Here is a 23,599-nt window from a genome sequence, read left to right on the forward strand (position 1 = left end):
GGGTTCACGGCCTGGCGCGCGACGGCCTACCCGGTGCCGCTCGCCTGGGGCGCCGCCTTCGACCCGGCCCTGGTCGAGGAGATGGGCCGGCGCATCGGCCACGATCTGCGCGCCTGTGGCGTCCACCAGGGCCTCGCCCCCGTCCTGGACGTCGTCCGCGACCCGCGCTGGGGACGGGTCGAGGAGACGATCGGCGAGGACCCGTACCTGGTCGGCACCATCGGCGCAGCCTATGTGCGCGGCCTGGAGTCGGCCGGGGTCGTCGCCACGCTCAAGCACTTCGCCGGGTACGCGTCCTCGGCCGGCGCCCGGAACCTGGCCCCGGTCCGGGCGGGCGTACGGGAGTTCGCGGACATCACCCTGCCCCCGTTCGAGATGGCGCTGCGCGAGGGCGGGGCCCGCTCGGTGATGGCGGCCTACACCGAGACCGACGGGGTGCCGGTCTCGGCCGACCCGGACCTGCTCACCGAACTCCTCCGCGACGCCTGGGGGTTCACCGGCACGGTGGTCGCCGACTACTTCGGCGTCGGCTTCCTTCAGACCCAGCACCGGGTCGCGGCGGACGAGGCGGAGGCGGCGCACCGGGCGCTGGCCGCCGGCATCGACGTCGAGCTGCCCACCCTGAAGTGCTACGGCACCCCGCTCGTGACCGCCGTACGCGAGGGCCGTGTCCCTCAGGCGCTGGTGGACCGCGCGGCCCGCCGGGTCCTGCTCCAGAAGTGTGAACTGGGCCTGCTGGACGAGGACTGGCGGCCGGAGCCGACGGGCCCGGTCGACCTGGACTCGGCGCAGAACCGGGCGCTCGCCCGCCGGCTGGCCGAGGAGTCGGTGGTCCTGCTGGACAACCCGGACGGTCTGCTGCCGCTGGCCCCCGACACCCGGATCGCGGTGGTCGGCCCCCGCGCGGCGGACGCGCTGGCGATGCTCGGCTGCTACTCCTTCCCCTCCCACGTCCTCACCCACCACCCCGGGACCCCGCTCGGCATCGAGATCCCGACCCTGCTGGAGTCCCTGCGGGCCGAACTCCCGGACGCCAAGGTCACGTTCGCCGAAGGCTGCGGGGTCGACGACCCGGACACCGGCGGCTTCGCGGAGGCGGTGGCGCGGACGGCGGAGGCGGACGTGTGCGTGGCGGTGCTCGGCGACCGGGCGGGTCTGTTCGGGCGGGGCACGTCGGGTGAGGGCTGTGACGTGGCGGACCTCCGGCTCCCCGGCGTACAGGCCGAGTTGCTGGACCGGCTGGTGGCGACGGGCGTCCCGGTGGTGCTCGTGCTGCTGACCGGCCGGCCGTACGCGCTCGGCCGCTGGCACGGCCGGCTGGGCGCGGTCGTGCAGGCCTTCTTCCCCGGCGAGGAGGGCGGCCCGGCGGTGGCGGGGGTGCTGTCCGGCCGGGTGAACCCCGCCGGCCGGCTCCCGGTGAGCGTGCCCCCGGTCCCCGGCGGCCAGCCCTGGACCTACCTCCAGCCGCCGCTGGGCCTGGCCGGCGAGGTCAGCAGCCTGGACCCGACCCCGCTGTACCCCTTCGGGCACGGCCGCTCGTACACGGCGTTCACCTGGGCGGACGTCCACTCCCCCGAGGCCGAGATCCCCACGGACGGCTCGTACGACCTCTCCGTCACCGTCCGCAACACCGGGGACCGGGCGGGCGCGGAGGTCGTCCAGCTGTATCTGCACGACCCGGTGGCGAGCGTGACCCGGCCCGACGTACGGCTGATCGGCTACCAGCGGGTGGAGCTGGCCCCGGGCGCGTCCCGCCGCCTGACCTTCCGCTTCCACGCCGACCTGTCGTCCTTCACGGACCGCACGGGGGCACGGGTGGTGGAGCCCGGGGACCTGGAACTGCGGCTGGCCGCGTCGAGCACGGACGTACAGCACACGGCCCGGATCCGGCTGACCGGACCGGTCCGGGCGGTGGGGACGGACCGGCGGCTGCGCTGCGAGGTCTTCGAACACCTGGATTGATCCCCCAGCGCGAACACTGGCAAAAAGCAAGCCCTGTGCGGCGCGTGTTCAGGATGTGTTCAGGTTGCTCCTGGGAGGGTCAGGCGCTACCTGACCCCCCACAGGAGCACCCTTGACGACGCCTTCGACGACGAAATCCGTGACGACATCCGTCATGAAGAAGCTGCCCGAGGTCACGCTCGCCTTCTGGATCATGAAGATCGCGGCGACGACCCTCGGCGAGACCGCGGGCGACCTGTTCTCCCAGACCCTCAAGCTCGGTTACTTCCTCACCACGATCGCCCTGTTCCTGGTGTTCGTGGTGACGCTGGTGATCCAGCTCCGCGCCAAGCGCTACAACCCGTTCTTCTACTGGACCGTGATCCTGTCGACCTCGATGGCCGGCACCACCATGTCCGACTTCATGAACCGGGACGCGAGCGCCCAGTACCTCGCGCCCGGCGCCACGTCACTCGGCTGGGGCCCGCAGGGCCTGGGCCTCGGCTATCCGGAAGGCGCCGCGATCCTCGTCTCGATCCTGCTGCTGATCTTCCTCGTCTGGAAGCTGAGCGGGATGACCTTCCAGATCACCGAGATCGTCACCTTCCGGGGCGAGGCCCTGTTCTGGTCGGCGATCCTGGTCTCCAACACCCTCGGCACCTCGATGGGCGACTTCCTGTCCGACAGCTCGGGCCTCGGCTACCTGGGCGGCGCGTCCCTGGTGACCGGCCTCCTGCTCGTCCTGGTCGCCCTGATGCGGGTCCCGGCCGTGCCGAACGTCCTGCTCTTCTGGATCGCCTTCGTGCTGACCCGCCCGCTGGGCGCCACGGCCGGCGACCTCCTGACCAAGCCCGTCGCCAAGGGCGGGCTGAACCTGGGTACGGCCGGCTCCTCGGCGGTGCTGCTCGCGGTGCTGTTCGGCCTGATGGCGTACGCGCATCTGAAGGAACGGCGAACGGCCGCCCCGGACTTCGCGGCCGCGGAGAAGGAAGCCCAGCCGCAGCGGGCCGGGCACCGGTGACGCGAAGGCCCGCCCCGGACAGCCGGGGCGGGCCTTCTTCTGGAGCGCCGGGCAGGCCTTGCACCTGCATTTCCCCGCAGGAAGCGGGGCGTCTTTCCTTGGACCACCAACGCACTGCGTCCGAGCCGGTTTTCCGCTTCCGGGTTCCGGCCGTTCGCTGTGTGATGATCATAGCGCAGTCCGGCCGGACACCTCAACTTCAGCCCTCGGCCACCGTCTCGAACCGCCAGCGATGCACCGCCCGGGTCACCAACTCCGGGTCCGGCTCGGGCAGTTCGGGGAGCTCGGCGTCGTACGGGGCGTCCCACCACGTGATGACCAGGACACGGTCCTGCGGCGCGCGGAAGGTCTCGCGGCGCAACGGTGCGTCGGCGAGCGGCTGTTCGCGGACCCAGGTGAGCAGCTCCTCGCCCCGGCCGGCCGTCGCGCGGGCCTCCCACATCAGCGCCACGGTCATGAGTAGAGGTTCTCCCCGCTGATCTCGTGCACATGGTCGTGGTTGCCCGGGACATGGGTGTCCGTCACCGGCAGGGAGGAGTCGGCCGACAGGTCCCAGCTGGAGGCCGACCGGTTCCGGGCGACCATCTCGGCGCCGAGGGCGGCCACCATCGCGCCGTTGTCCGTGCACAGCTTGGGACGCGGGACGCGCAGTTCGATGCCCGCGGCCTCGCAGCGGTGCCGGGCCAGTTCCCGCAGCCGGGAGTTCGCGGCCACACCGCCGCCGATCATCAGGTGCTCGACACCCTCGTCCTTGCAGGCACGCACCGCCTTGCGGGTCAGCACGTCCACGACGGCCTCCTGGAAGGAGGCGGCCACGTCACGGACCGGGACCTCCTCGCCGACCGCGCGCCTGGCCTCGATCCAGCGGGCCACGGCCGTCTTCAGGCCGGAGAAGGAGAAGTCGTAGGCGGGGTCGCGCGGGCCCGTCAGGCCGCGCGGGAAGGCGATCGCCTCCGGGTCGCCCTCGCGCGCGTACCGGTCGATGACCGGGCCGCCGGGGAAGCCCAGGTTCAGCACCCGGGCGATCTTGTCGAAGGCCTCGCCGGCCGCGTCGTCGATGGTCGCGCCCATGGGGCGGACGTCGGAGGTGATGTCCTCGGACAGCAGCAGCGAGGAGTGGCCGCCGGAGACCAGCAGGGCCATCGTCGGCTCGGGCAGCGGGCCGTGCTCCAGCTGGTCGACGCAGATGTGCGAGGCGAGGTGGTTGACGCCGTACAGCGGCTTGCCGAGGGCGTAGGCGTACGCCTTGGCCGCCGAGACGCCGACCAGCAGGGCACCCGCGAGACCGGGACCGGCGGTCACGGCGATGCCGTCGAGGTCCTTCGCCGAGACGCCCGCCTCCTTCAGGGCGCGGTCGATGGTGGGGACCATCGCCTCCAGGTGGGCGCGGGAGGCCACCTCGGGGACGACACCGCCGAAGCGGGCGTGCTCGTCGACGCTGGAGGCGACGGCGTCCGCCAGCAGGGTGGTGCCGCGGACGATGCCGACGCCGGTCTCGTCACAGGACGTCTCGATGCCGAGGACGAGGGGTTCGTCAGCCATGGTCCTTCTCTTCGTTCGTCCGGTCTTCGGTTGTCCGGTCTTCGGTTGTCCGGTCGGTGGTCAGGCGCATCACCAGGGCGTCCACGTTGCCCGGCTGGTAGTAGCCGCGCCGGAAGCCGATGGGCTCGAAGCCGAAGCGCTCGTAGAGCTTCTGGGCGGCGATGTTGTCCACCCGGCACTCCAGCAGCACCTCGTGGCACTCGAACGCGGTCGCCACCCGCAGCAGCTCGGTCAGCAGCCGCCCGCCGAGCCCGGTGCCCTGGTGGGTGCGGGCGACGGCGATGGTCTGCACGTCGCCCTGGTCGCCGGAGGAGGCGAGACCCGCGTACCCGACGATCCGGCCCTCCTCCTCCGCGACCAGATAGCGGCGGTTCGCCTCGGCGCCCCGGGCATGGGCGAGCTCGGACCAGAACATGCCCCGGGACCAGGCGTCCTCGGGGAACAGGTCCTTCTCCAGCTCCAGGACCTGGTCGATGTCCCACCAGCGCATCTCGCGCAGTCGTACGGTCACTTCGGGGTGACCACCTTGTAGTTCTTGGGGACCTGGGCGTCCGGCCGGCGCAGATACAGCGGCCGGGGGGCCGGCAGCTCCTCACCGGCCGCCAGCTTCTCCGCGGCCAGGGAGGCGAGGGCGGCGGCGGAGACGTGCTCGGGCTCATGGGCACTCGGGAACGTGTCCGGGTAGAGCAGCGCGCCCGCACCGACCGCGGGCAGGCCCGCGACCCGCTCGGCGATGTCGGCCGGCCGGTCCACGGCCGGGCCGGTGAGCCGGGTGCGGGAGTCGGCGTAGGTCGCCCAGTAGACCTCCTTGCGCCGGGCGTCGGTCGCCACGACGAAGGGGCCCTTCTCGATGTCGGCGGCGTAGGCGAGGCCGTCCAGCGTGCACACGCCGTGCACCGGGACGCCGAGCGCCAGGCCGAAGGTGTCGGCGGTCATCAGGCCGACGCGCAGACCGGTGTACGGGCCGGGCCCGATGCCGACCACGATCCCGGTGACGGCGTCCAGCGTGAACCCGGCCTCGGCGAGAACCCGGTCGACGGCCGGCAGCAGCAGCTCTCCGTGCCGGCGCGCGTCCACCTGGCTCGACGAGGCGATGACGTCCGTGCCGTCGTGCAGCGCGACGGTGACGGCGGGTGTTGCGGTATCCAGAGCGAGCAAGAGCACGCGAACAGCCTACGGCGCTTGCGCCCCGGGCAGCGCCGTCCGGGGCGTACGGTCACCGACTGCTACGGTCTGTAGTACGAGGTACGACATATGGCGCGAATTCGCGAATCAGAGGTGGCGCGCGTGGCAGGAACCAGCTCGGTGATCGTGGCCGGCCTGACCGCGGCGGCCGTCGGCGCCGTCGGCTTCCTCACCTACCAGGCCCGGGGCACCGAACCGGCGGGCCCGAGCGGCCGGCCCGGCGCGAGCGCGTCCCCCTCGGTCACCGCGAGCAAGGCACCCCGGGACCGGCGCCACCCCACGGCCCTGCCGAGCGGCTCCGGCACGGGTGAACGGGTCGTGTACTCGCTGGACGACGACCGGGTCTGGCTGGTCGGCCAGACGGGCGAGGTGCAGCGCACCTTCAAGGTCGAGCCGGGCACCCTCGACCCGCCGCCCGGCACGTACTGGGTCACCTCCCGCTCCGCCGCGACCACCGGCACGGACGGCACGCCGATCGAGCACGTCGTGCGGTTCACCGCCGTTGACGGGCTGGCGATCGGGTTCAGCGCGGCGATCGCCGCGCAGGCTTCGGCCGACCCCAACCTGCGGACCGGGGGGATCCGGGAGAAACGGGACGACGGGCTCGCCATGTGGAACTTCGCGACGAGGGGCGTGCGGGTGGTGGTGATCCGCTAGGCGGCTTTGCGCTCCACGGGGTGCCGCGCGGGGTCGTCCGGCGGCTGCGGGTCCGTTGCGGCCGGGCGCGCGCACACGGCGGCAGCCGCATGTCCGGCACCGCCTCGCGCCCCTTTCGTCGCCCCTTCGGGGCATTCGAAATCCCTCGGCGGTCTGGAGATCGCGTCCGCCGCCGCGCACGATGCCAGCAGGGCGTGCATGGAGACCCGGGTGGGGGTGGTCGCGGACATGGACGCCTCCTGAGGTGCGGGGGCGGGCGTGGTTAGGTATGCCTAACCACGAGCTGGATACCATAGGACCACGCCCGGGACGTCCTGCGCAATATCTTGCCGACGGCCTGTCGGAATCCGGGGTTCAGGCGGTCAGCGTCTCCAGGTCCGCCTCGGTCCAGCGCTCCCCCAGCCCGGTCAGCGTCACGTGCCGTACCTCGTCCGTCGTGTCCCCCACCGCGCGGTGGATGACGACCTGGAGCCGGTCCTCGGTCAGCTCCTCGACCTTGCCCTCGCCCCACTCCACGACGATCACCGAGTCGGGCAGCGAGACGTCGAGGTCCAGGTCCTCCATCTCGTCCAGGCCGCCGCCGAGCCGGTAGGCGTCGACGTGGACCAGGGGCGGGCCGTCGCCGAGGGAGGGGTGGACCCGGGCGATCACGAAGGTCGGCGAGGTGACCGCGCCGCGCACACCGAGGCCCTCACCGAGCCCTCGGGTCAGCGTGGTCTTGCCCGCGCCCAGCTCTCCGCTGAGCATCACCAGGTCGCCCGCGCGCAGCAGCTTCGCCAGGCGGCGGCCCAGCTCCCGCATCTGCTCGGGCGAGGTGATCGTCAGCCGGGTCTCAGCGGGGTCCTGCGGTACTGCTGCTTCCATAGCCCATAACCGTAGCTCCTGCCGGCACCGCACCCGCACGGGTGAGCAGATCGGCGAGACGGTCGGTGACCACTTCCGGGTGTTCCAGCATCACCAGATGCCCGGCGTCCGGCACGAGCACCAGCTCCGCGTCCGGCAGCAGATCACCGATGACCTCGCTGTGCTCGCTGGGCGTGACCAGATCCCGCACCCCGGCCAGCACCAGCACCGGCATCTCCAGGAAGGAGGCGAGGGCATCGGTCTTGTCGTGGTCGGTGAAGGCCGGGTAGAACTCGGCGACCACGTCGATCGGCGTCGACTCGATCATCCGCTCGGCGAACCGCTCGACGGCCGGGTCGACGTCCCGCCCGGCGAACGAGTAGCGCTTGATGATCCCGGCGAACAGATCGGCGGTGGCCCGGCGGCCCTTCTCCACCAGCTCCGCCTGCTGTCCCAGCGCCTTGAGCACGCCCGGCAGGATCCGGCGCACCGCGTTGACGCCGGCGACGGGAAGCCCGAAGTTGACCTCGCCGAGCCGCCCGGACGACGTACCCACGAAGGCGGTGGCGACGACCCGGTCCCGGATCAGCTCGGGGTACTGGGCGGCGAGGGCCATCACGGTCATCCCGCCCATCGAGTGCCCGACCAGCACGATCGGCCCCTCGGGCACGGCGGCGTCGAGCACGGCCTTCAGATCCCGGCCGAGCTGGTCGATGGTGAGCGGCACCCGGTCCCGGGTCTGGGCCACGCCCCGCCCGGAGCGCCCGTGGCTGCGCTGGTCCCAGTGCACGGTGCGGACGACCCCGCGCAGGGCCGCGCGCTGGAAGTGCCAGGAGTCCTGGTTGAGGCAGTAGCCGTGGCTGAAGACGACGGTGACCGGGGCGGGCGCCTTGCGGCCGAAGAGCCGGCGCCGGCGTGGCGAGACATGGGGGCCCGGATCCGGCTCGACCTCGTCGACCTCGTAGTACAGCTCGGTGCCGTCGTCGGCCTGCGCCTTGCCCGGGGTGCCGCGCAGGGTGCCGTAGGGGCCCGCGGAGTCCAGGGCCAGCCGGGCCTTGCGGCGCATCCCGCGGCCCACCGTCATCCGCTCGACGGCCACTCCCGCGGCCGCGCCGGCGGCGAGGACGCCTATCGCGGCGCCGGCGATGCCGGTCGCCCGGCGCCAGCCGCCGGCCGCTTCCGCGGCGGAGGCGGCGGCCGCCGAGGCGACGACGCCCGCCACGGCCTCCGCGCTGCTCTCGCTCACGTACCGCTCCTCTTCACGTACCGCAGTTCGCCGGGTGGTCGCGACCGATGGTGCCGCTGTCGCCGCCGTAACAGGTATGACCGGTGTTACACATGACCCGGGTCGCGTCGTGCGAACGGGTCATCCGAGTCCTTCCCCGTTCACGGCGCGCCGTTCACACGACCGCGTTCACATAGACGCGGGGAACCCGGGTTCCGATGCGGGTGACGATCTCGTACGCGATCGTGCCACAGGCCTGCGCCCAGTCCTCGGCCGTGGGCTCGCCGCGGTCGCCGGGCCCGAACAGCACGGCCTCGCTGCCCACCGGCGGCTCGTCGCCGCCGAGGTCCACCACGAACTGGTCCATGGCGACCCGCCCGGCGACCGTGCGCCACTTGCCGTCGACCAGCACCGGGCCGGTGCCGGAGGCGTGCCGCGGGATGCCGTCCGCGTAGCCGACCGGGACCAGGCCGAGCGTGGTCTCGCCGGGCGTGACGTAGTGGTGGCCGTAGCTGACGCCGTGCCCGCCCGGGACGTGCTTGACCAGGGCGAGCGAGGAGCTGAGTGTCATCACCGGGCGCAGCCCGAAGTCGGCCGGCGTGCCCAGTTCGGGGCTGGGCGAGATGCCGTACAGGGCGATGCCCGTGCGCACGAGGTCGAAGTGCGTCTCGGGAAGGGTGAGCGTGGCGGGCGAGTTGGCGATGTGCCGCACCTCGGGCCGCACGCCCTGGCCCTCGGCGTACGCCAGCATCTCCCGGAAGCGGTCGAGCTGGGCGGCGATGGACGGATGGCCGGGCTCGTCGGCGCAGGCGAAGTGCGACCACAGCCCGGTGACCTTCACCAGCCCCTCGGCCTCGGCGCGCAGGGCCGCGCCGACCAGTTCGGCCCAGTCGTCGCCCGGCTGGCAGCCGTTGCGCCCGAGGCCGGTGTCGGCCTTGAGCTGCACACGCGCGGGACGCCCGGCCTCGCGCGCGGCGGCGACGGCCTCGCGCAGCGCCCACATCCCGCTCAGCGACACGTCGATGCCGGCCTCGATCGCCTGCCGCCAGGGGCCGCCCGGCACCCACAGCCAGCACAGGACGGGCGTGTCCAGGCCGGCGGCGCGCAGCGCGAGGGCCTCCTCCGGGGTGGCCGTGCCGAGCCAGCCGGCCCCTGCTTCGACGGCCGCGCGGGCGCACGGCACCGCCCCGTGGCCGTACCCGTCGGACTTGACGACGGCCATCACGGCCGCGTCCTTCGCCCGGGCACGCAGGGTCCGCACATTGGCGCGCAGGGCACCCAGATCGATCTCGGCACGGGCGCGCAGGGGGGCGGTCGGCACAGCTGCTGTCTCACTCATCGCGCCCCCAGTGTCTCAGAGGGCCCAGCGGGCCCCGGTCCCAGTCTCAGGTACCCGGCCGTCGCCCCCATACATAGACGTGGTCGCCCTTCTTCAGCACGTTCCACAGCGTGCTCGCGTCGCCGAGCCTCAGATTGACGCAGCCCCAGGAGCCGACGGTGGTGTAGATGCTGCCGTAGACGGCGTGGAAGGCCTCGCCGCCGTCGAAGAACTGGGCATACGGCATGGGCTGGTTGTACAGGGTCGACACGTGGTTCTTGTGCCGCCAGTAGATGGTGTGCCAGCCCTTGCGGGTGACGTGCCCGGCCCGCCCGCTGCGCATCGGCACCGGCCCGAACACCACCTTGGAGCCCTGCTGCACCCAGGTGAGCTGCCGGTCCAGATCGACACAGGCGACCTTGTACGACCGCACGGGGCACTTCTTGGCCGCGTTCGGGTTCGTGCGGGCCGAGACGAGCATCATCGTCGACCAGGTGACGGGCCCGGCGAAGCCGATCGCGGGCTTGATCTTGTACGCGACCTGGAAGGTGCGGATGGCCTTGCAGTCGGCGGCGGACTGCCGTCCGTCCACCTTCAGCCCCAGCCAGCGCTCCACCTGCCGCTGGTACGGCCCGGTCTGCTTGCTGCAGCTCACCTTGGCGACGGCGTCGGAGAGCGGCACGTACTCGACGAGGTCGTACGCCCCCGCAGGCGCCTGGCGGGGCTGGATGCGGTCCTCGCGGGGGGCCGGCGCGTACATCTTCGGCGGCAGCACCTGGTCGGGCGTGTCGATCTGCCACTGCTGCCCGGCGGGGGCCACACCGGGGACGAGCCCCGCCTCGCCGCCGGGCGCGGGGGAGGCGGGGAAGGCGGCGGAGACGGCGGAGGCGGGGAAGGCCGGGGACGCCGGGGTGAGGGCGGCCGATCGTGCGGGCGGTACGGCCGCAGCCGCGGTCCCGGCCACCGGCAGGGCGGTCGCGGTGGCGAGGAGTACGGCGGCACCCCGGGACGCGATTCGTCTGCTGATCATGCGATCAGCCAAACGCGCGGCCCCACCGGATCGGTGATGCCGCGCGGGCGGGGTCACCCGAGGGGTGGAGCTGGGTGCACCCCGTTCGGCCGGTGGGGGTTTCAGCCGACCGAGTCGGGTGGTGGCGAGCCGGGGTGCTCAGTACCGCACGTCTCGCCACGGTCCTCAGTACCGCACGTCTCGCCACGCCTGCGGAATCCGGTCGGAGATGTCATGCGCCCCCGCCGGCGCCCCCTCCGCCGCGAACCTCCCGGCCAGGCCGTGCAGATACGCGGCCACGCTCCCGGCGTCCAGCGCGGACAGGCCCGCCGCCAGCAGCGACCCGGCGAGCCCGGACAGCACGTCCCCGCTGCCCGCCGTGGCCAGCCAGGACGTCCCCGTGGCGTTCACCCGCGTGGCCCCGCCCGCGACATCGGCGACCAGCGTGGTGGACCCCTTCAGCAGCACGGTCGCCCGGTACACCGCCGCCAGCTCCCGCGCCGCGGCCAGCCGGGCCCCCTCGACCTCCTCCCGCCGTACGCCCAGCAGTGCGGCCGCCTCCCCGGCGTGAGGGGTCATCAGCGTGGGCGCCGCACGCCCCCGTACCGCGTCCCGCTCGGCCAGCCGCAGCCCGTCCGCGTCGAGCAGCACCGGCACGTCCGTGCCCAGCACCTCGGCCACGGTCGCCGCGTCCTCCCCGCCCCCGGGCCCGGTCACCCAGGCCTGCACGCGCCCCGCCTCGGCCGGGCCCCGGTCGGACACGAGCGTCTCCGGGAAGCGCGCGATGACCGCGTCCCCGGCGGGACCGACGTACCGTACGGCCCCGGCCCCGCCCCGCAGCGCCCCGGAGACGGCGAGCACCGCGGCGCCCGGATAGCGCGCGGACCCGGCCGCGATCCCGACGACGCCCCGCCGGTACTTGTCGCTCTCCACGCCCGGCACCGGCAGCAGCCGCGCCACGTCGGCGTGCTGCAGGGCCGTCAGCTCGCCCTCGCGGGGCAGCTCCAGCCCGATGTCGACGAGCCGTACGACCCCGGCGTACTCCCGCGCCGGATCGATCAGCAGGCCGGGCTTGTACGCGCCGAAGGTGACGGTCAGGTCGGCCCGGACGGCGGCCCCCCGCACCTCCCCGCTGCCGGCCTCGACCCCGCTGGGCAGATCCACGGCCACCACGGCGGCCCGGGACCGCTCGGCCACCTCGGCCAGCGCGGCCGCCTCGGGGCGCAGCCCGCCCTTCCCGCCGATCCCGACGATCCCGTCCACGACGAGGTCGGCCCGCTCGATCAGTGCCTCGGCAGCGCCGGAGGCGACCACACCCCCCGCCCGCCGCAGCGCCGCCAGTCCCCCGGCGTGCGCCCGCTCGGGCGCGAGCAGAACGGCCGTCACCCCGGCCCCGCGCCGGGCCAGCCGCGCCCCCGCGTACAGGGCGTCCCCGCCGTTGTCCCCGCTGCCGACGAGCAGCACCACCCGGCTGCCGTACACCCGCCCGAGCAGCTCCGCGCAGGCCGCGGCGAGCCCCGCGGCGGCCCGCTGCATCAGCGCGCCCTCCGGCAGCCGCGCCATGAGGGCCCGTTCGGCCGCCCTTACCGTCTCCACGCTGTACGCAGTACGCATGGCACCGAGTCTGCCCCGGAACCCTGGCAGGCCACACCCGGACCACCGGACACGTGCACCCCCGGAACGCTCACCCTTCTGCGACCACCACCGCCGAGGCGATACCGGCGTCATGACTGAGCGACACATGCCAGGACTTCACGCCCAGCTCCGCCGCCCGCACCGCCACACTCCCCCGCACCCGCACCCGGGGCTGCCCGCTGTCCTCGACGTACACCTCGGCGTCCGTCCAGTGCAGTCCGGGCGGCGCGCCCAGTGCCTTCGCCAGCGCCTCCTTGGCCGCGAACCGGGCCGCGAGCGAGGCGATCCCGCGCCGTTCCCCGCTGGGCAGCAGCAGCTCCGCCGTCACGAACAGCCGGTCGGCCAGCCCCGGCGTGCGCTCCAGCGACGCCCGGAACCGGTCGATCTCGGCGACGTCGATCCCCACTCCGATGATGCTCATGGCGGGCAGCCTACGGTCAGCCTCGTCACCCGCCCGGCACCTGACCGCACCCGGGCACCTGACCACACCGCACCACGCCGCACCGCCCCGCCGTCTACGCTCCGGCCATGACTTCCCAGGCGTATCTCTCCGACCTGTTCTCGCTCGACGGCCGCACCGCCCTGGTGACCGGCGGCAGTTCCGGTATCGGCCGGGCCGTCGCCGGGGCGCTGGCGCGGGCCGGCGCCCGGGTGGTGGTCGTGGCCCGCGACAAGGAGCAACTGGCCGACACCGTGGGCGAGTTGACGGCTCAGGGTGCGCAGGTCTCGTACGTCGCCGGTGACCTCGGCAGCCGGGCCGGGGTGCGGGCCGTGGCCGAGGAGGCGGCCGGGGTCTTCGGGGAGCCGGACATCCTCGTCAACTCCGCCGGGATCAACCTCAGGCCGCCGATGGGCGAGTTGGGCGAGGACGTGTGGGACGCCACCCTGGCCGTGAACCTGGAGGCGCCCTTCCTGCTGGGGCAGCGGTTCGGGCCCGGAATGGCGGAGCGGGGCTTCGGCCGGATCATCCACGTCACCTCGCAGCAGGCCCACCGCGCCTTCGTGCAGAGCGGTGCCTACGGCGTCTCCAAGGGCGCGCTGGAGTCCCTGGCCCGTTCGCAGGCCGAGGCCTGGTCGCCGTACGGCGTCACCGTGAACACGCTGGTGCCGGGCTTCGTGATGACCCCGCTGAACGCGCGGCTCGCGTCTGACCCCGAGAAGGTGGCCGCCCTGGCCGCGCGCACGATGACCGGCCGCAACGGTCTGGCCGAGGACTTCGAAGGCGCGGCCGTGTTCCTCGCGAGCCGCGCCTCCGCCTACGTCACCGGCCAGTCCCTCTTCGTGGACGGGGGCCTCTCGGTGCACTGACCCCCTACTCGACGGTGACCGACTTCGCCAGGTTCCGCGGCTGGTCCACTTCGTTGCCCCGCGCGGTGGCCAGCTCGCAGGCGAAGACCTGGAGCGGGACCGTCGCGACCAGCGGCTGGAGCAGGGTCGGGGTGGCCGGGATGCGGATCAGGTGGTCGGCGTAGGGGACGACCGCCTCGTCGCCCTCCTCCGCGATCACGATCGTGCGGGCACCCCGCGCCCGGATCTCCTGGATGTTGGAGACGATCTTGTCGTGCAGGACCGAGCGGCCGCGCGGCGACGGGACGACCACGACCACCGGCACGTCCTCCTCGATCAGCGCGATCGGGCCGTGCTTCAGCTCGCCCGCCGCGAAGCCCTCGGCGTGCATGTAGGCCAGCTCCTTGAGCTTCAGCGCGCCTTCCAGCGCCACCGGGTAACCCACGTGCCGGCCCAGGAACAGCACCGTGTTCTTCTCCGCCAGCGTCCGGGCCAGGGCGCGTACCGGCTCCATGGTCTCCAGGACCCGCTCGACCTCGACCGAGATGCGGGACAGGTCCTTGATGACCGCCTGGATCTCGTCGCCCCACTTGGTGCCGCGCACCTGGCCCAGATAGAGGGCGACCAGGTAGCAGGCCACCAGCTGGGTCAGGAACGCCTTGGTGGAGGCGACGGCGACCTCCGGCCCGGCGTGCGTGTACAGCACCGCGTCCGACTCGCGTGGGATGGTCGACCCGTTGGTGTTGCAGATGGCCAGCACCTTGGAGCCCTGCTCACGGGCGTGCCTGAGCGCCATCAGGGTGTCCATGGTCTCGCCGGACTGGGAGATGGCGATCACCAGGGAGCGGTTGTCCAGGATCGGGTCCCGGTAGCGGAACTCGCTGGCCAGCTCGACCTCGCACGGGATGCGCGTCCAGTGCTCGATGGCGTACTTGGCGATCAGGCCGGCGTGGAAGGCCGTGCCGCAGGCGACGATGACGACCTTGTCGATCTCGCGCAGCTCGGAGGGCGAGATCCGCACCTCGTCCAGGGTGAGCGAGCCGGACGGGTCGATACGGCCCAGCAGCGTGTCGGCCACCGCCTTCGGCTGCTCGGCGATCTCCTTGAGCATGAAGTAGTCGTAGCCGCCCTTCTCCGCGGCCGACGCGTCCCAGTCGACGTGGTACGAACGCACCTCGCCCGGACGGCCGTCGAACCCGGTGACCGTGACGCCGTCGCGGCGCAGCTCCACCACCTGGTCCTGGCCCAGCTCGATCGCGGAGCGCGTGTGGGCGATGAACGCGGCGACGTCGGAGGCGAGGAACGCCTCGCCCTCGCCGACGCCCACCACGAGCGGCGAGTTGCGGCGCGCGCCCACGACCACGTCGGGCTCGTCGGCGTGCACCGCGACCAGCGTGAACGCGCCCTCCAGCCGCCGGCACACCAGCCGCATGGCCTCCGCGAGGTCCGCGCAGGAGGAGAACTCCTCGGCGAGCAGATGGGCGACCACCTCGGTGTCCGTCTCCGAGCTCAGCTCATGGCCGCGCTCGGCGAGTTCGGCGCGCAGCACCGCGAAGTTCTCGATGATGCCGTTGTGGACGACGGCGACCCGGCCCGCGTTGTCGAGATGCGGATGGGCGTTGGCGTCGGTCGGCCCGCCGTGTGTGGCCCAGCGGGTGTGGCCGATGCCGGTCGAGCCCGTCGGCAGCGGCCGCTCGACCAGTTCCTTCTCCAGGTTGACCAGTTTCCCGGCCTTCTTCGCCGCGGCCAGTCCGCCGTCCGCGAGCACGGCGACACCCGCCGAGTCGTACCCCCGGTACTCCAGCCGCTTCAGCCCGGCCATCACGACATCGAGCGCTGACTGTGACCCTACGTATCCCACGATTCCGCACATGCGCCGCAGCCTACGACCCGTCCGGCGCCGGAAAACGCTTGCGGCTGCCCGATATCGGAAATTCCCACCGCCGTACGAAGGCCGGTCTGCCGTTTCCGGTCGGCCGGTGTGCGCGTGGGGCGTACGCACGGCCGATGCCGCATGCGTCCCGCTCCCGCCACGACCGGTGACGGACGCCGGCCGCGCAGGCAGGTGCCGGAACAGACCGGCGCCGGCGCTCCCGGATGTTCCCGGGCCCCGCCGCGTCCGAGCCGCGCCGGCTCCGGGCCGCACCGGCTCCGGGCCCGGCGGGGCCCCTCTCCTTGTGCGCGCGGGGACGCCGTACTCACGTGACGCACCCCACCCACCGCCCCGTTCAAACTCCGTTAACAATGGACTGTGATCTCACCGGTCTCCTCGAACAGGAGCGCCCACCGGCACCGGCCGGAGGCGACTCCCTACGTCGACCTCACCCGCGCCGAGTGGAGCGCGCTGCGCGAGAAGACGCCGCTGCCGCTCACCGCCGAGGAGGTGGAGAGGCTGCGCGGTCTGGGTGATGTCATCGACCTGGACGAGGTGCGCGACATCTACCTCCCGCTCTCCCGGCTCCTCAATCTCTACGTCGGCGCCACGGACGGCCTCAGAGGCGCGCTGAACACCTTCCTCGGCGAGCAGGGCTCCCAGTCCGGTACCCCGTTCGTCATAGGCGTCGCCGGCTCCGTGGCCTGCGGCAAGTCCACCGTCTCCCGCCTCCTGCAGGCCCTGCTCTCCCGCTGGCCGGAGCATCCGCGGGTCGAGCTGGTCACCACCGACGGCTTCCTGCTGCCCACCCGGGAGCTGGAGGCCCGCGGCCTGATGTCGCGGAAAGGTTTCCCCGAGTCCTACGACCGCCGCGCCCTGACCCGCTTCGTCGCCGACATCAAGGCCGGCAAGGACGAGGTGACGGCCCCGGTCTACTCCCACCTGATCTACGACATCGTCCCCGACCAGCGGCTCACCGTCCGCCGCCCCGACATCCTCATCGTCGAGGGCCTCAACGTCCTCCAGCCCGCCCTGCCCGGCAAGGACGGCCGCACCCGGGTCGGTCTCGCCGACTACTTCGACTTCAGCGTGTACGTCGACGCGAGCGCCGAGGACATCGAGCGCTGGTACCTCAACCGCTTCAAGAAGCTGCGCCAGACGGCGTTCCAGGACCCCGACTCGTACTTCCGCAAGTACACCCAGGTCTCCGAGGAGGAGGCCCTCGACTACGCCCGCACGCTGTGGCGGACCATCAACAAGCCCAACCTGGTCGAGAACATCGCCCCCACCCGCGGCCGCGCCACCCTCGTCGTGCGCAAGGGCCCGGACCACAAGGTGCAGCGGCTGCGACTGCGCAAGCTGTAGGCGGGCCTGCGAGAAAAAGGCGCCTGCTGCATCTGCGCCCCGCCGACGCGGCCGTCGCCCTCGCCTACGGGGACACCGGCCAGACCGTCGGCTCGATCGGCCAACTCCTGCTGAACCTGCTGGGCATCGTCCTCGCGGGCACGCTGACGCTGCCGGCCCAGAAGTGGCTGTGGGCCAGGCAGCGTGCGCGTACGGCCGGGCTGAGCGGCCTGCGAGCCAGGCCGGAGGGCGACTAGAAGACGCCCCGCACCTCGCAGTCCGGGGCGATATTGTCACCGGGGTCGCCGTAGACCACGTCGAAGCCGCCGTCACAGGTCACCGTGTCGCCGCCGACGCCGTCGTGCACGTTGATCACGTCATTGCCGCCGCCGTGGATGATGTCGTTGCCCGTGCCCGCGTCGATGATGGCGCGGATGTTGGTGTTGTTCGTGACCGTGTCGTCCAGGTCCCCGACCGATATGGTCATCTGACCGACCGTACTGGCGAGCCCGCAGGAGGCCTGGGTGCCGGACAGCTGGATACAGCCTGGTCCGGCCACGAGGCCCGACAGATCCTCCATGATCAGCTGGGTGCCGGACACACTGGCCGTGACCTTGTTCTGCACGCCGGAGCGCGCGCTCAGCACGACGGTGCCGCTGGAGCGGGTGACCGTGGAACCGGGCGGCTGGGCGGCGGCGGCCGGGACTGCCGCGGACGCGGTGACGACAAGTCCCGCGACCGCAGCCGTACCGGCCATACGCCGCAGAGTGCTGGTCTTGGTCCTCGTGCTGTTCTCCTCTCCCTCGGAGGTGCCGCGACGTGCGGCCCTCGACAGCGAATCAAACAATCCGTGACCAGATGTGCACCCTTTGTTACTCCCTGCTGGCGGCCGCGGCCTAGCCCAGCGCCGACTTCACGGCATCGGCCAGCCGCCCGGCGACGGACCGGGCCTGCTCGATGTCGGCGGCCTCGACCATCACCCGCACCAGCGGCTCGGTCCCCGACGGCCGCAGCAACACCCGCCCGGTCTCCCCGAGTTCATGCTCGGCCTCGGTCACGGCGGCGGCAAGATCCGCGGACGTCCGCACCCGCGACTTGTCCACGTCGGGCACATTGATCAGCACCTGCGGCAGCCGCTCCATCACCGAGGCGAGCTCCCGCAGCGAACGCCCGGTCTCCGCGACCCGAGCCGCCAGCAGCAGCCCGGTCAGCGTGCCGTCACCGGTCGTCGCGTGGTCGAGGATGATCACGTGCCCGGACTGCTCACCGCCGAGGGCGTACCCGTGCTGCTTCATCTCCTCCAGCACGTACCGGTCGCCGACGGCCGTCTGCACGAGCCGGATCCCGGCCTTCTCCATGGCCAGCTTGAAGCCCAGGTTGGACATCACGGTCGCGACGACGGTGTCGGAGCGCAGTGCGGAACGCTCCCGCATCGCCAGCGCGAGCACGGCCAGGATCTGGTCGCCGTCGACCTCCTCGCCGGTGTGGTCGACGGCCAGGCAGCGGTCGGCGTCACCGTCGTGCGCGATGCCGAAGTCCGCGCCGTGCTCCACGACCGCGGCCTTCAGCTGCTCCAGATGGGTCGAGCCGCAGCCGTCGTTGATGTTGAGCCCGTCCGGCTCGGCACCGATGGTGACGACCTCGGCGCCCGCCCGGGAGAACGCCTCCGGCGAGACCCCCGAGGCCGCGCCGTGCGCTTCGTCCAGGACGATCTTCAGCCCGTCGAGCCGGTTCGGAAGGACGGACAGCAGATGGCCGACGTACTTCTCGAAGCCCTCCTCGTACGGCCGCACACGTCCCACGCCCGCGCCCGTCGGCCGCTCCCAGGGCTCACCGTGCCGGTGGGACTCGTACACCGACTCGATCCGGTCCTCCAGCTCGTCGGCGAGCTTGTGGCCGCCGCGGGCGAAGAACTTGATGCCGTTGTCCGGCATGGCGTTGTGGCTGGCGGAGAGCATCACGCCCAGGTCGGCGCCGAGCGCGCCGGTCAGATACGCCACCGCGGGGGTCGGGAGCACGCCGACGCTGAGCACGTCGACACCGGCGCTCGCGAGGCCCGCGACCACCGCCGCCTCCAGGAACTCACCGGACGCACGAGGGTCCCGGCCGACCACGGCCGTCGGCCTGTGGCCCTCGAAAGTGCCCGCCTCTGCCAGCACATGCGCGGCGGCGACCGAGAGGCCGAGCGCCATCTCGGCGGTCAGATCCGCGTTGGCGACACCGCGCACGCCGTCCGTGCCGAAGAGTCGTCCCACTTGTCCTCCCGAGGTAACTTCCGATCACACAAGCCGCCGAGCGGCTCAGCATCTTGTGTCGTTATACGCCCATGACTGGGATAAACGAACGCCCCGGCGGCACAGGTGGCGTGCCGCCGGGGCGTTCGGAGTACGTGCGGGCCAGTAGCACCCGTATACGTACGAGCAGGGCAGCTGGCGATTAGCGCTTGCTGTACTGCGGGGCCTTGCGGGCCTTCTTCAGACCGGCCTTCTTCCGCTCGACCGCACGGTCGTCGCGGCGCAGGAAGCCGGCCTTCTTCAGCGGGCCGCGGTTGTTGTCCACGTCCGCCTCGTTCAGCGCGCGGGCGACACCGAGACGGAGCGCACCGGCCTGACCGGAGACACCGCCACCCGCGATGCGGGCGATGACGTCGTAACGGCCTTCGAGCTCAAGCACCTTGAAGGGCTCGTTGACTTCCTGCTGGTGCACCTTGTTGGGGAAGTAGTCCTCAAGGGTGCGACCGTTGATCTTCCACTTGCCGGTGCCCGGGACGATCCGGACGCGGGCGATGGCGTTCTTACGGCGGCCCAGGCCGGCGGCCGGCTGGGGCTCACCGAAACGCGAGGCGAGGGACTCGGAGGTGTACTCACCCTCCAGCGGCACCTCGGACTCGGTGGTGTAGCTGTCGATGTCAAGCTCTTCGAGCGGCTGCTCGGCAGTGGTCTCGGCCACGATTCTCCTCAGATTCTCTTCAGTCTTAGGGGGTGGCCGGACTTACTGCGCGACCTGGGTGATCTCGAACGGCACCGGCTGCTGGGCAGCGTGCGGGTGCTGGTCGCCCGAGTAGACCTTCAGCTTGGAGAGCATCTGACGGCCCAGGGTGTTCTTGGGGAGCATGCCCTTGACGGCCTTCTCGATGGCCTTCTCGGGGTTCTTGTCGAGCAGCTCGTCGTAGCGGACGGAGCGCAGACCACCCGGGTAACCGGAGTGGCGGTACGCCATCTTCTGGGTCCGCTTGTTGCCGGACAGGTGCACCTTGTCGGCGTTGATGATGATGACGAAGTCACCAGCGTCGACGTGCGGCGCGTAGATCGGCTTGTGCTTGCCCCGGAGAAGGGTCGCTGCGGTGGTGGCGAGACGGCCCAGGACAACGTCCTGAGCGTCGATGACGTGCCACTGGCGCGTCACATCGCCGGGCTTGGGGCTGTACGTACGCACGGTTCGTAGCCTTCGCTTCGAGTGAATGGTCCTGAACAGGTCACCGAAACGATCACGACAGCCTTGACCGCACCGCGGTGACGCAAACCGCGTGCTGGTCGCTGGTCATCGGCCCGGTGGACCGGTGTAAGGGCCCGTCCCGTGAGAATGAGCAAGCCAATACACAACGAAGAAGCAGGTTACCCGCAGGGCCCCGGACGGGTCAAAACGACGCCCTTCCCGCTCATGTCGCCGGACAAACGCCGCATGGCCGCCGGACGCGCTCCGGCACCCCCGGCCCCCGTCTAAGATGCGCCCCATGAGTTACGGGCAGGGGGGACCCCAGTCTCAGTGGGATCCCTGGAAACCTAATTCCCAGCAGCCCTGGAGCAGCGGCGGCGATGACGGGACCCCGGACTGGGCGGCGCTCGCGGAGGCCTCCGAGACCCGGAACAAGCGCCGCAAGCTGCTGTTCATAGGCGGCGGCGCCATCGCCACGATAGCCGTCGGCACCGCCGTCGCCATGGCCGTCGTATCCGCGAACGGCAGCAACAACGCCTCGGGCAACCCCACCAACCTGCCGGCCAGCGCCTCCGCGAACGGTTCGGCCACCCCGTCCTTCGCCCCCACCAGCGCCCCGCCGCCGCTGGACCCGAGGGACTTCATCTCCACGGCCAAGAAGGACAAGGCCCCGATCAGCGCCGACACCCTCTTTCCCGGCACCCAGCTGACGGTGGGGACCACCGTGTACAAGAAGGGCGCCACGGCCGACACCACCAGCTGCGCCTCCGCCGCCGGCGGCAAGCTGCCGCAGATCCTCACCGCGAACAGCTGCACCCGCCTGATCCGCGCGACCTACACCAACGGCGGTATCGCGGCCACCATCGGAGTCGCCCTCTTCGACACCCAGGACCAGGCCACGAAGGTCAAGCAGCAGGCCGCCAAGAACGCCATGGTGCGGTCCCTGTCCGGCAAGGGCGTCAAGGACTTCTGCAACGCCGCGGTCTGCCTGACCACCGCGAACTCCGTCGGCCGCTACGCCTACTTCACGACCGTCGGCTTCACCGACGGCAAGAACGTCACCAACAAGGACAGCAAGGTCTTCGGCACCGGCAACGACCTGCAGCAGTTCACCTTCGACCAGATCATCCGCCGCGGCAAGGCCCAGGCGTCCGCGGCGACGAACGGCTAGCTCAGCAGGGCCGGCGAAGCCCGCTGCGGTTCTGCCGCGCCCTGAAGGGGCGCGGGGCTGTGCTCGACATGCGGCTCCGCCGCGATGGGGGTCCCCCCCGGTTCGAGCGAAGCCGAGAACCGGGGGAGCGACCAGCCACGACGGCGCCACGGACGACCGACGGCCGCACACGGCATTTCCAGCGGAGCGCTCAGCAGCACCCGGCCGACGGAAGCGAGCGCTTGTTCCGCGCCTCCTTGCTGCGCGCGGCCAGCAGCTCGTCGGCGGGGTAGCCGACCTCCTCCAGGGTCAGCCCGTGCGGTCGTACGACATGCACGGCGGAGTCTCGCACCCCGGCGGCCAGCACCTGCCCGGGCCACTCCGGCCCGCGGTGCCCGTCCCCGACGAACAGCAGCGCGCCGATCAGCGAGCGCACCATGTTGTGGCAGAAGGCGTCGGCGCGCACGGTCGCCGTGATGATGCCGTCCTCGCCCTTGACCAGGCTCAGCTCCTGAAGGGTCCGGATCGTCGTGGCCCCTTCCCGCTTCTTGCAGTACGCGGCGAAGTCGTGCTCGCCGAGCAGCGCCCCCGCGGCCTCGTTCATGGCGTCGACGTCGAGCGGCCAGTCGTGCCAGAGGACGTGATTGCGCAGGATGGGGTCGACACCGCCGGGGTTGTCGGTGACGCGGTAGGCGTACCGGCGCCAGACGGCGGAGAAACGGGCGTTGAAGCCGCTCGGCGCCGGCCTGAGGGCCCAGACCCGCACATCCCGCGGCAGCCGCCCGGCGAGCCGTTTGAGCAGCTTCTGGTTGTGTTCCCGCCAGACCTCCTCGGGCAGGTCCACGTGCGCCACCTGGCCCCGCGCGTGCACCCCGGCATCGGTCCGGCCGGCGACGGTCAGCTCGTACGTCTCCCCCGACCGCGTCACCGTACGCAGGGCGTCCTCGATCTCGCCCTGCACGGTCCGCTTGCCGCCGGCCTGCTTGGCCCAGCCGTGGAAGTCGGTGCCGTCGTAGGAGACGTCGAGGCGGACACGGACGTAACCGGGCTGTACTTCGTCACTCACGTAGGAATCCTCTCAGGGCACTGCCGGTGCGAAGAAACGCGAAAGCGGGCCCGCCCCGAAGGGCGAACCCGCTTCCCGCGTCAGGCAGAGCCTCAGGCGTCCTTGGACTCCTCGGCAGCGGCCTCCTCGGCCGGAGCCTCGGTGGTCTCGGCAGCCTTGGCCTCCTCGGCCTCCTTGACCGCACGCTTGGTGGCGGCCTCGGCCTCACCCACGGCCTTCTGCTGCACCGTCAGCGCCTCGACCAGCTCGATGACAGCCATGGGCGCGTTGTCGCCACGGCGGTTACCGATCTTGGTGATGCGGGTGTAGCCACCCGGACGGTTCTCGTAGCGCGGGCCGATCTCGGTGAAGAGCGTGTGGACGACGCTCTTGTCCGTGATGACCTGGAGCACCTGACGGCGGTTGTGAAGGTCGCCCTTCTTCGCCTTGGTGACCAGACGCTCGGCGTACGGGCGCAGGCGGCGGGCCTTCGCCTCGGTGGTGGTGATACGGCCGTGCTCGAAGAGCGCCTTCGCGAGGTTCGCGAGGAGCAGCTTCTCGTGCGCGGCACTGCCGCCCAGACGGGCACCCTTGGTGGGCTTCGGCATTGTTCTTCTCCTGTGTGTCTGCCCCGGCCGTGTCAGGTACCGAGGTCAGGAACCCGATGAGCGGATGCTCACCGGCAACGACCGGTCAGTACGGTCAGTACTGCTCGGTCTCCACGAAACCCGCGTCCGCGTCGTCGTCGGCGCCGAAGGCGTCGGCAGCGGCCGTGGGGTCGAATCCGGGCGGGCTGTCCTTCAGGGCCAGGCCCATGCCGGCCAGCTTCGCCTTGACCTCGTCGATGGACTTCGCACCGAAGTTGCGGATGTCCAGCAGGTCGGCCTCGGAGCGGGCGACGAGCTCACCCACGGAGTGGATGCCCTCACGCTTGAGGCAGTTGTAGGAGCGGACCGTGAGTTCCAGCTCCTCGATCGGCAGCGCGAGGTCGGCGGCCAGGGCGGCGTCCGTGGGGGACGGGCCCATGTCGATGCCCTCGGCGTCGATGTTCAGCTCGCGGGCGAGACCGAACAGCTCGACCAGCGTCTT

The 23,599-nt window shown here is 71.9% G+C and carries 25 protein-coding genes and 1 pseudogene; 7 read left to right on the forward strand and 19 right to left on the reverse strand.

Annotated features, from left to right (window positions below):
• Together LE548_RS28085 and LE548_RS28090 are read left to right on the forward strand one after the other, a co-directional pair.
• The coding region (locus LE548_RS28085; RefSeq protein ID WP_225099751.1) for a glycoside hydrolase family 3 N-terminal domain-containing protein at nucleotides 1–1,962 on the forward strand (1,962 nt) is incomplete at its 5' end.
• A 139-nt stretch (nucleotides 1,963–2,101) separates the two neighbouring features.
• The gene (locus tag LE548_RS28090; protein ID WP_225099752.1) at nucleotides 2,102–2,962 is read left to right on the forward strand and encodes a hypothetical protein; all 861 of its coding nucleotides are present in this window, start codon (nucleotides 2,102–2,104) and stop codon (nucleotides 2,960–2,962) included.
• Nucleotides 2,963–3,161: 199 nt separating this feature from the next.
• On the opposite strand, the gene LE548_RS28095 is transcribed toward LE548_RS28090, so the two are convergent.
• Genes LE548_RS28095 through tsaB form a run of 4 tightly spaced genes read right to left on the reverse strand, consistent with a single transcriptional unit; the run spans nucleotide 3,162 to nucleotide 5,668 of the window.
• On the reverse strand, nucleotides 3,162–3,419 hold the full coding sequence (locus LE548_RS28095) for a hypothetical protein (RefSeq protein ID WP_225099753.1): 258 nt from the start codon (nucleotides 3,417–3,419) through the stop codon (nucleotides 3,162–3,164).
• Entirely contained in the window at nucleotides 3,416–4,504 is a 1,089-nt protein-coding gene (gene tsaD, locus LE548_RS28100; protein WP_225099754.1) for a tRNA (adenosine(37)-N6)-threonylcarbamoyltransferase complex transferase subunit TsaD, read from the reverse strand. The genes LE548_RS28095 and tsaD overlap by 4 nt, the downstream gene beginning before the upstream one ends.
• A complete protein-coding gene (gene rimI, locus LE548_RS28105) occupies nucleotides 4,497–4,994 on the reverse strand; it encodes a ribosomal protein S18-alanine N-acetyltransferase (RefSeq protein ID WP_225099787.1) in 498 nt (165 codons plus the stop codon). The genes tsaD and rimI overlap by 8 nt, the downstream gene beginning before the upstream one ends.
• A 17-nt stretch (nucleotides 4,995–5,011) precedes the next feature.
• Nucleotides 5,012–5,668 carry a tRNA (adenosine(37)-N6)-threonylcarbamoyltransferase complex dimerization subunit type 1 TsaB gene (gene tsaB, locus LE548_RS28110; RefSeq protein WP_225099755.1) on the reverse strand — a complete coding sequence of 219 codons (657 nt, stop codon included), beginning with the start codon at nucleotides 5,666–5,668 and terminating at the stop codon, nucleotides 5,012–5,014.
• Nucleotides 5,669–5,791: 123 nt separating this feature from the next.
• Between tsaB and LE548_RS28115 the strand changes: the two genes are divergently transcribed.
• Nucleotides 5,792–6,346: a hypothetical protein gene (locus LE548_RS28115; protein ID WP_225099756.1), complete on the forward strand. Its 555-nt coding sequence runs from the start codon at nucleotides 5,792–5,794 to the stop codon at nucleotides 6,344–6,346.
• Here LE548_RS28115 and LE548_RS28120 read toward each other — a convergent pair.
• From LE548_RS28120 to LE548_RS28150, 7 genes are all read right to left on the reverse strand, one after another.
• Complete coding sequence (locus LE548_RS28120) at nucleotides 6,343–6,576, reverse strand: hypothetical protein (protein ID WP_225099757.1); 234 nt, start codon at nucleotides 6,574–6,576, stop codon at nucleotides 6,343–6,345. The two genes, LE548_RS28115 and LE548_RS28120, sit on opposite strands and share 4 nt — an antisense overlap.
• A 124-nt stretch (nucleotides 6,577–6,700) precedes the next feature.
• Nucleotides 6,701–7,210, reverse strand: a complete 510-nt coding sequence (gene tsaE, locus LE548_RS28125; protein WP_225099758.1) for a tRNA (adenosine(37)-N6)-threonylcarbamoyltransferase complex ATPase subunit type 1 TsaE — start codon at nucleotides 7,208–7,210, stop codon at nucleotides 6,701–6,703.
• Nucleotides 7,179–8,435, reverse strand: a complete 1,257-nt coding sequence (locus LE548_RS28130; RefSeq protein WP_225099759.1) for an alpha/beta fold hydrolase — start codon at nucleotides 8,433–8,435, stop codon at nucleotides 7,179–7,181. The genes tsaE and LE548_RS28130 overlap by 32 nt, the downstream gene beginning before the upstream one ends.
• Nucleotides 8,436–8,589: 154 nt before the next feature.
• Nucleotides 8,590–9,753, reverse strand: a complete 1,164-nt coding sequence (gene alr / locus LE548_RS28135; protein ID WP_225099760.1) for an alanine racemase — start codon at nucleotides 9,751–9,753, stop codon at nucleotides 8,590–8,592.
• A 46-nt stretch (nucleotides 9,754–9,799) separates the two neighbouring features.
• Nucleotides 9,800–10,762 carry a L,D-transpeptidase gene (locus LE548_RS28140; RefSeq protein ID WP_225099761.1) on the reverse strand — a complete coding sequence of 321 codons (963 nt, stop codon included), beginning with the start codon at nucleotides 10,760–10,762 and terminating at the stop codon, nucleotides 9,800–9,802.
• 165 nt (nucleotides 10,763–10,927) lie between these two features.
• Nucleotides 10,928–12,355, reverse strand: coding sequence for an NAD(P)H-hydrate dehydratase (locus tag LE548_RS28145; RefSeq protein ID WP_225099762.1), 1,428 nt, complete (start codon nucleotides 12,353–12,355; stop codon nucleotides 10,928–10,930).
• Nucleotides 12,356–12,425: 70 nt separating this feature from the next.
• Complete coding sequence (locus LE548_RS28150; RefSeq protein ID WP_225099763.1) at nucleotides 12,426–12,797, reverse strand: holo-ACP synthase; 372 nt, start codon at nucleotides 12,795–12,797, stop codon at nucleotides 12,426–12,428.
• Between the two features lie 107 nt (nucleotides 12,798–12,904).
• On the opposite strand from LE548_RS28150, the gene LE548_RS28155 reads away from it, so the two are divergent.
• On the forward strand, nucleotides 12,905–13,684 hold the full coding sequence (locus LE548_RS28155) for an SDR family NAD(P)-dependent oxidoreductase (protein ID WP_225099764.1): 780 nt from the start codon (nucleotides 12,905–12,907) through the stop codon (nucleotides 13,682–13,684).
• A 4-nt stretch (nucleotides 13,685–13,688) separates the two neighbouring features.
• Here LE548_RS28155 and glmS read toward each other — a convergent pair whose 3' ends face one another.
• Entirely contained in the window at nucleotides 13,689–15,536 is a 1,848-nt protein-coding gene (gene glmS / locus LE548_RS28160) for a glutamine--fructose-6-phosphate transaminase (isomerizing) (RefSeq protein WP_225099765.1), read from the reverse strand.
• Between the two features lie 378 nt (nucleotides 15,537–15,914).
• On the opposite strand from glmS, the gene coaA reads away from it, so the two are divergent.
• Nucleotides 15,915–16,901 (forward strand): type I pantothenate kinase, encoded by a 987-nt coding sequence (coaA, locus tag LE548_RS28165; RefSeq protein ID WP_225099766.1) that lies wholly within the window; start codon nucleotides 15,915–15,917, stop codon nucleotides 16,899–16,901.
• Nucleotides 16,902–16,942: 41 nt separating this feature from the next.
• A pseudogene (locus tag LE548_RS28170) lies at nucleotides 16,943–17,137 on the forward strand (hypothetical protein); the annotation flags it as partial.
• Here the strand turns inward: LE548_RS28170 and LE548_RS28175 are convergent.
• The 4 genes from LE548_RS28175 to rplM all read right to left on the reverse strand — a co-directional run bounded on the left by LE548_RS28175 (nucleotide 17,134) and on the right by rplM (nucleotide 20,315).
• Nucleotides 17,134–17,637, reverse strand: a complete 504-nt coding sequence (locus LE548_RS28175; protein WP_225099767.1) for a hypothetical protein — start codon at nucleotides 17,635–17,637, stop codon at nucleotides 17,134–17,136. The pseudogene LE548_RS28170 and the gene LE548_RS28175 sit on opposite strands and share 4 nt — an antisense overlap.
• Nucleotides 17,638–17,776: 139 nt before the next feature.
• A complete protein-coding gene (gene glmM / locus LE548_RS28180) occupies nucleotides 17,777–19,135 on the reverse strand; it encodes a phosphoglucosamine mutase (protein WP_225099768.1) in 1,359 nt (452 codons plus the stop codon).
• A gap of 181 nt (nucleotides 19,136–19,316) precedes the next feature.
• On the reverse strand, nucleotides 19,317–19,829 hold the full coding sequence (gene rpsI / locus LE548_RS28185; RefSeq protein WP_184818434.1) for a 30S ribosomal protein S9: 513 nt from the start codon (nucleotides 19,827–19,829) through the stop codon (nucleotides 19,317–19,319).
• 42 nt (nucleotides 19,830–19,871) lie between these two features.
• On the reverse strand, nucleotides 19,872–20,315 hold the full coding sequence (gene rplM, locus LE548_RS28190) for a 50S ribosomal protein L13 (protein ID WP_225099769.1): 444 nt from the start codon (nucleotides 20,313–20,315) through the stop codon (nucleotides 19,872–19,874).
• A 298-nt stretch (nucleotides 20,316–20,613) separates the two neighbouring features.
• Here rplM and LE548_RS28195 point away from each other — a divergent pair, with 298 nt between their 5' ends.
• Nucleotides 20,614–21,486, forward strand: a complete 873-nt coding sequence (locus LE548_RS28195; protein ID WP_225099770.1) for a hypothetical protein — start codon at nucleotides 20,614–20,616, stop codon at nucleotides 21,484–21,486.
• Between the two features lie 190 nt (nucleotides 21,487–21,676).
• On the opposite strand, the gene truA is transcribed toward LE548_RS28195, so the two are convergent.
• From truA to LE548_RS28210, 3 genes are all read right to left on the reverse strand, one after another.
• Entirely contained in the window at nucleotides 21,677–22,531 is an 855-nt protein-coding gene (gene truA, locus LE548_RS28200; RefSeq protein WP_225099771.1) for a tRNA pseudouridine(38-40) synthase TruA, read from the reverse strand.
• Nucleotides 22,532–22,623: 92 nt separating this feature from the next.
• A complete protein-coding gene (gene rplQ / locus LE548_RS28205; RefSeq protein WP_225099772.1) occupies nucleotides 22,624–23,118 on the reverse strand; it encodes a 50S ribosomal protein L17 in 495 nt (164 codons plus the stop codon).
• 94 nt (nucleotides 23,119–23,212) lie between these two features.
• Nucleotides 23,213–23,599, reverse strand: a 387-nt coding sequence (locus tag LE548_RS28210; RefSeq protein ID WP_282957442.1) for a DNA-directed RNA polymerase subunit alpha C-terminal domain-containing protein, incomplete at its 5' end; no start/stop codon positions are given.

It is taken from the genome of Streptomyces sp. CoH27, from assembly GCF_020181035.1.
GTDB lineage: Bacteria > Actinomycetota > Actinomycetes > Streptomycetales > Streptomycetaceae > Streptomyces > Streptomyces camelliae.

Excerpts from the sequence above, each read along its gene's own strand:
- LE548_RS28095 (WP_225099753.1), bottom strand. The coding sequence starts at position 3,419 with ATGACCGTGGCGCTGATGTGGGAGGCCCGCGCGACGGCCGGCCGGGGC.
- LE548_RS28145 (WP_225099762.1), bottom strand. The coding sequence starts at position 12,355 with ATGCGTACTGCGTACAGCGTGGAGACGGTAAGGGCGGCCGAACGGGCC.
- LE548_RS28120 (WP_225099757.1), bottom strand. The coding sequence starts at position 6,576 with ATGTCCGCGACCACCCCCACCCGGGTCTCCATGCACGCCCTGCTGGCA.
- tsaE (WP_225099758.1), bottom strand. The coding sequence starts at position 7,210 with ATGGAAGCAGCAGTACCGCAGGACCCCGCTGAGACCCGGCTGACGATC.
- glmS (WP_225099765.1), bottom strand. The coding sequence starts at position 15,536 with ATGTGCGGAATCGTGGGATACGTAGGGTCACAGTCAGCGCTCGATGTC.
- LE548_RS28195 (WP_225099770.1), top strand. The coding sequence starts at position 20,614 with ATGAGTTACGGGCAGGGGGGACCCCAGTCTCAGTGGGATCCCTGGAAA.
- LE548_RS28150 (WP_225099763.1), bottom strand. The coding sequence starts at position 12,797 with ATGAGCATCATCGGAGTGGGGATCGACGTCGCCGAGATCGACCGGTTC.
- LE548_RS28155 (WP_225099764.1), top strand. The coding sequence starts at position 12,905 with ATGACTTCCCAGGCGTATCTCTCCGACCTGTTCTCGCTCGACGGCCGC.
- tsaD (WP_225099754.1), bottom strand. The coding sequence starts at position 4,504 with ATGGCTGACGAACCCCTCGTCCTCGGCATCGAGACGTCCTGTGACGAG.
- LE548_RS28175 (WP_225099767.1), bottom strand. The coding sequence starts at position 17,637 with ATGGCCGGTACGGCTGCGGTCGCGGGACTTGTCGTCACCGCGTCCGCG.
- LE548_RS28140 (WP_225099761.1), bottom strand. The coding sequence starts at position 10,762 with ATGATCAGCAGACGAATCGCGTCCCGGGGTGCCGCCGTACTCCTCGCC.
- alr (WP_225099760.1), bottom strand. The coding sequence starts at position 9,753 with ATGAGTGAGACAGCAGCTGTGCCGACCGCCCCCCTGCGCGCCCGTGCC.
- rimI (WP_225099787.1), bottom strand. The coding sequence starts at position 4,994 with ATGCGCTGGTGGGACATCGACCAGGTCCTGGAGCTGGAGAAGGACCTG.
- rplQ (WP_225099772.1), bottom strand. The coding sequence starts at position 23,118 with ATGCCGAAGCCCACCAAGGGTGCCCGTCTGGGCGGCAGTGCCGCGCAC.